Origin of the sequence: Bartonella sp. AA2SXKL (assembly GCF_042197205.1) — a bacterium.
Taxonomy (GTDB): Bacteria; Pseudomonadota; Alphaproteobacteria; order Rhizobiales; family Rhizobiaceae; genus Bartonella.
Window position 1 is genome coordinate 1 of record NZ_JBHIRN010000034.1, and the last position, 3,921, is coordinate 3,921.

A 3,921-nucleotide genomic window follows, 5' to 3' on the forward strand; every position below is an offset into this window, starting at 1 on the left:
CGGTGGAACGGGCTGCTAAACCAAATGGTTAAAGATGTGCGCAACACTTTTGGGCAGCCCATCATCTACACGCGAAAAGACAACCAGCAATCTTTTCGTATCACAGCGATTTACGGCATTAAACATTCGGAATCGGAAGCCGGTGGCAGAATCTCTACCACAATTGCAAGAAAGGAACTTGATATTTGTATCAATGATATCGGAGGATTACCACCAAAACCTGAAGATAATGTTGTAATCATTTCCCCTGAAAACAGCAAAGCTCCCTCTTCTCAGGAGCATTTCATTGTGATAGATGTACAAGCTTCAGAATCCGGTATGTATAAGCTTATCTTGCGGGAGCTAAAGTAAAGATATGCTTATAAAGAAATGATCTAGTACATGTTTATATTTAGAAGAAAAAAATACAAATTAACAAATGAAGCAATTAAGGTTGGCGAATTTATTCTTTACCGTATTAAAGCTATCAAAAATTTTGGTACAATTAAGAAAGGTGATTTAGGTGGATATATTGAAAAAGAAAGAAACCTAAGTCCTTACGATAATTGTTGGGTTTTTGATAATGCACAGGTTTACGGAAATGGATATGTTTCTGAAAATGCTACAATTAGGGATGATGCAAAAGTTTATGGTATAGCATCGGTTTCTGGTGAAGCGCAAATTTCTGGTAAAGCGCAAATTTATGATGAGGCCTCAGTTTGGGGAAGCGCTAAAGTTTATGACAGCGCTAAAGTTTTCGGAACAGCATCTGTTTCTGACGATGTAAAAATTTATGATGAAGCATCAGTTTCTGGTGAGGTATGCATTACAAATTCGGCATGTATTTTTGAAAACGCTAAAGTATATGGTGAAGCATTTATTTCCAAAAATGCTAAAATTTTCGGCAATGCAAAGATTTATGGTGAAGCATCTATTTTCGGAGATGCACACATTTCTGGAAATGCTATAATTTACGGTGAAACATCTATTTCCAGAAATGCTAAAATTTATGACAATACAAAAATTTATGATGAGGCATCAGTTTGGGGAAATGCTATAATTTGCAATAATGCACAAGTTTTTGATAAAGCAGATATCTCTGACAATGCACAGATTTTCGATAATGCACGAGTTTACGGTAAAGCATCGGTTGCTAATGAAGCGCAAATTTCTGGTAATGCACGAGTTTATGGCGAGGCATCAATTTTTGACAGTGTGCAAGTTTGTGGAAAAGCGCGAGTTTGCGGAACAGCAGAAATTTACGATAATGAAATTATTTCAACTGGGGTGAGAGACTAAACACAAAAAAACAAACGATTGTGAATTCAAACCTATCACTGGCTTGTTTGATTTTATTGGAAAAGAAAGGATATTCGGATCACAATTAAAGAATTTAATCGATTACTTGTGTAAAAACGATTTTTAGAAAAATGTAATATTACTTATTGACATTGTGACAGGAGTATGAATAATCGAATCAGGTGCCTAACAAACACCTTAGAACCATAAGCGGATTGGTTACCGAAATAATCAGTCTTCTATACATTAAAGACTTTGACTCATTATATGCTACATGCGTATAATAACATCTGTCGGGTGTGGTTACGCTATACAATACCCTTGCGGGGAAAGTGTAACGACGGACTTATGGCCGTGTTTGTTAGCGCCCGGCACTCTTTTTGAGTGTCATTAACAAACGTCTAACCATAAGGAATTCATTATGAATACTCTTATAGAAATTAGAGAACAGGTTATTGATCAGGAAACTGTTCAAACTGTTAACGCTCGTGATTTGCATGCGTTTTTAGAAGTAGGTAAAGATTTCTCTACTTGGATTAAATATCGCATCAACAAATATAATTTATTAGAAAATCAGGATTATTTAGTTTTCACCAACTTTGGGGAAAACCTCCAAGGTGGTCGTCCCTCTAAAGATTATCATCTAACTTTAAGTGTAGCCAAAGAGCTCTCTATGCTTGAGAATAATAAGAAAGGTAGAGAGGCTCGTTTATACTTTATCAAATGTGAACGGCTTTTGAAGCAAGTAGCTGCTCCACAGATAGCTGCATCACAAGTTGACTACTCCAAACCTGAAGCATTGCTTGGTGTTTTGAATCACTTACAAAGTCAAATAGAGCAAAAAGATCATGTTATTGCAGAATTAGCACCAAAAGCAAAAGCTTTGGAAGGTTTAAAACGCTCTGATGGTTTGTTTGGCTTAATTGAAGCAGCAAAGATGTTAGAGGTACGACCAAAAGATTTAACGGATTACTTGCGTAAACATGATTGGGTCTATCGACGGGCTCCAGGGGCGCCTCTGTTACCTTATCAGGACAAGATCAAGAAAGGATTCATGGATTGCCCTGCTATTACCATTCAAAGACCGGATGGTACAGAAAAGGTACTGCCTTCAACAAAAATCACATCGAGAGGATTGGCATGTTTGAGAGAACAAATCCATGGAGGTGTACAATGAAGATAGATACCAACTTCCTATGCGATTTGTGGATGGCATTGTTTCAGTTTTCTAATCATCAAAGCATTGGAGATGAGGATTGCACTGCCATAATTGAGATTATGGGCATGGTGGAAAAAGCTTTGATTTTAAAACTTCAAAATGAGGTTCCAAATATTACGAAGATTTTAGCAATTCTTACAGATTTTGGAGATTCAGAGTTACCGCATAGCATGGATTCTTTGTTACGCGCTTATGAACCAAATTTCGAGAGCCCCATTAAAAAGGTTGCTTAACTTAAAAACAAAACTCCCCTCCCTGTTCTTAAAATGGGGAGTGGTTAAACCCTACATTCAAATTTATTGATTTTGGCAAATTCGTCTGCTTTTTCAGTTTGTAATATACTAACGTCATAAGCAGCTTGCATGTTAAGCCAAAATTCAGCAGTAGTATCAAAAAAATAGGCTAATCTGAGAGCAGTATCGGGAGTCACTGGACTATTTTCAGCAACAATACGTTCTATTCTCGTGCGTGGAACATTTAATGCTTTTGCAAGAGCATAAGCAGAGAGGGCATATTCTTTTAAATATTCCTCTCGTAAAATTTCTCCGGGATGAATCGCTATATAATTTTTCATCTCGACCTCCTACAGATCAATGATAATCTACGATTTCAACTTCATAAGCGCCATTAGAGCGCCATTCAAAACAAATACGAAACTGGTCATTAATACGGATAGAATATTGACCTTTACGCTCTCCTTTCAATGCTTCTAGACGATTTCCCGGAGGACTACGCAAATCTTTAAGATCAACTGCTTTATCGAGCATAAACAATTTTCTTTGGGCTATACGCACTAGAGTGGTGGGAAAGCCTCTGGGCGGATTGCCTTCTAAAAGATCTTTACACCGCTTATCAGCAAAAGATTCAATCACCAAATCACCTTTATTCATTCTTTTACGTATCATAACACGATACTAATATAAAGAAAAGGATAAATGTTAAATAACAGGAACACTCATGCATCCGAGAGAGACGATAAGGGAAAGTTTTGTTGCGTTGATTAAAGCAGCAAAGACGGCAGCTGGTGACAATGTTTTCAATATGCGTGATTTCAACTTTTCCGTTGAGAACACGCCTGCAATTAATATCTCAACACAAAGTGAAACGATTGAAGATGGCTATGATTATGGAATAAGGCGGCGTGTTTTAACGCTAGATGTTGAATGCTATACAACATGTGAAGAGGGCGCACGTTTTGTTGACCAATTAGCATGGGAAGTTGAGGAGGTTTTCTACGCTAATCCCAATCTCAACAACACAGTTGAAACATGCCGCCTGCAAAATATTGCTTTTGCCTTTGGTGATAATGGCGCTTTAGCACTCCACGGTGCAATTTTAACCTTTGAGGTGACTTACGTCACCAATATCCCCTGCCCTGATGAAGGAAAGGCAATCGCAAGAGTTGTTGAACCCCTTGTCGGTTT

7 protein-coding genes are annotated in these 3,921 nt (G+C 37.6%); 5 read left to right on the top strand and 2 right to left on the bottom strand.

Annotated elements, in window-relative coordinates; translation table 11 throughout:
- The 4 genes from ACFINS_RS09405 to ACFINS_RS09420 all read left to right on the top strand — a co-directional run.
- Nucleotides 1-351, top strand: a 351-nt coding sequence (locus ACFINS_RS09405) for a hypothetical protein (protein WP_375706130.1), incomplete at its 5' end; no start/stop codon positions are given.
- A gap of 30 nt (nucleotides 352-381) precedes the next feature.
- Complete coding sequence (locus ACFINS_RS09410) at nucleotides 382-1,278, top strand: hypothetical protein (protein ID WP_375706131.1); 897 nt, start codon at nucleotides 382-384, stop codon at nucleotides 1,276-1,278.
- Between the two features lie 421 nt (nucleotides 1,279-1,699).
- Entirely contained in the window at nucleotides 1,700-2,455 is a 756-nt protein-coding gene (locus ACFINS_RS09415) for an antA/AntB antirepressor family protein (protein ID WP_375651462.1), read from the top strand.
- Nucleotides 2,452-2,730, top strand: coding sequence for a hypothetical protein (locus ACFINS_RS09420; protein ID WP_375612356.1), 279 nt, complete (start codon nucleotides 2,452-2,454; stop codon nucleotides 2,728-2,730). The genes ACFINS_RS09415 and ACFINS_RS09420 overlap by 4 nt, the downstream gene beginning before the upstream one ends.
- Nucleotides 2,731-2,774: 44 nt before the next feature.
- Here the strand turns inward: ACFINS_RS09420 and ACFINS_RS09425 are convergent, their stop codons facing one another.
- Both ACFINS_RS09425 and ACFINS_RS09430 read right to left on the bottom strand, forming a co-directional pair.
- Nucleotides 2,775-3,071 carry a HigA family addiction module antitoxin gene (locus tag ACFINS_RS09425; protein WP_004861504.1) on the bottom strand — a complete coding sequence of 99 codons (297 nt, stop codon included), beginning with the start codon at nucleotides 3,069-3,071 and terminating at the stop codon, nucleotides 2,775-2,777.
- A gap of 16 nt (nucleotides 3,072-3,087) precedes the next feature.
- Entirely contained in the window at nucleotides 3,088-3,402 is a 315-nt protein-coding gene (locus tag ACFINS_RS09430; RefSeq protein ID WP_254771026.1) for a type II toxin-antitoxin system RelE/ParE family toxin, read from the bottom strand.
- A gap of 52 nt (nucleotides 3,403-3,454) precedes the next feature.
- On the opposite strand from ACFINS_RS09430, the gene ACFINS_RS09435 reads away from it, so the two are divergent.
- On the top strand, nucleotides 3,455-3,921 hold a 467-nt coding region (locus tag ACFINS_RS09435; protein WP_375706132.1), incomplete at its 3' end, for a hypothetical protein.

Coding starts and splice junctions, on each gene's coding strand:
- ACFINS_RS09410 (WP_375706131.1), top strand. CDS start 382: ATGTTTATATTTAGAAGAAAAAAATACAAATTAACAAATGAAGCAATT.
- ACFINS_RS09430 (WP_254771026.1), bottom strand. CDS start 3,402: ATGATACGTAAAAGAATGAATAAAGGTGATTTGGTGATTGAATCTTTT.
- ACFINS_RS09425 (WP_004861504.1), bottom strand. CDS start 3,071: ATGAAAAATTATATAGCGATTCATCCCGGAGAAATTTTACGAGAGGAA.
- ACFINS_RS09420 (WP_375612356.1), top strand. CDS start 2,452: ATGAAGATAGATACCAACTTCCTATGCGATTTGTGGATGGCATTGTTT.
- ACFINS_RS09415 (WP_375651462.1), top strand. CDS start 1,700: ATGAATACTCTTATAGAAATTAGAGAACAGGTTATTGATCAGGAAACT.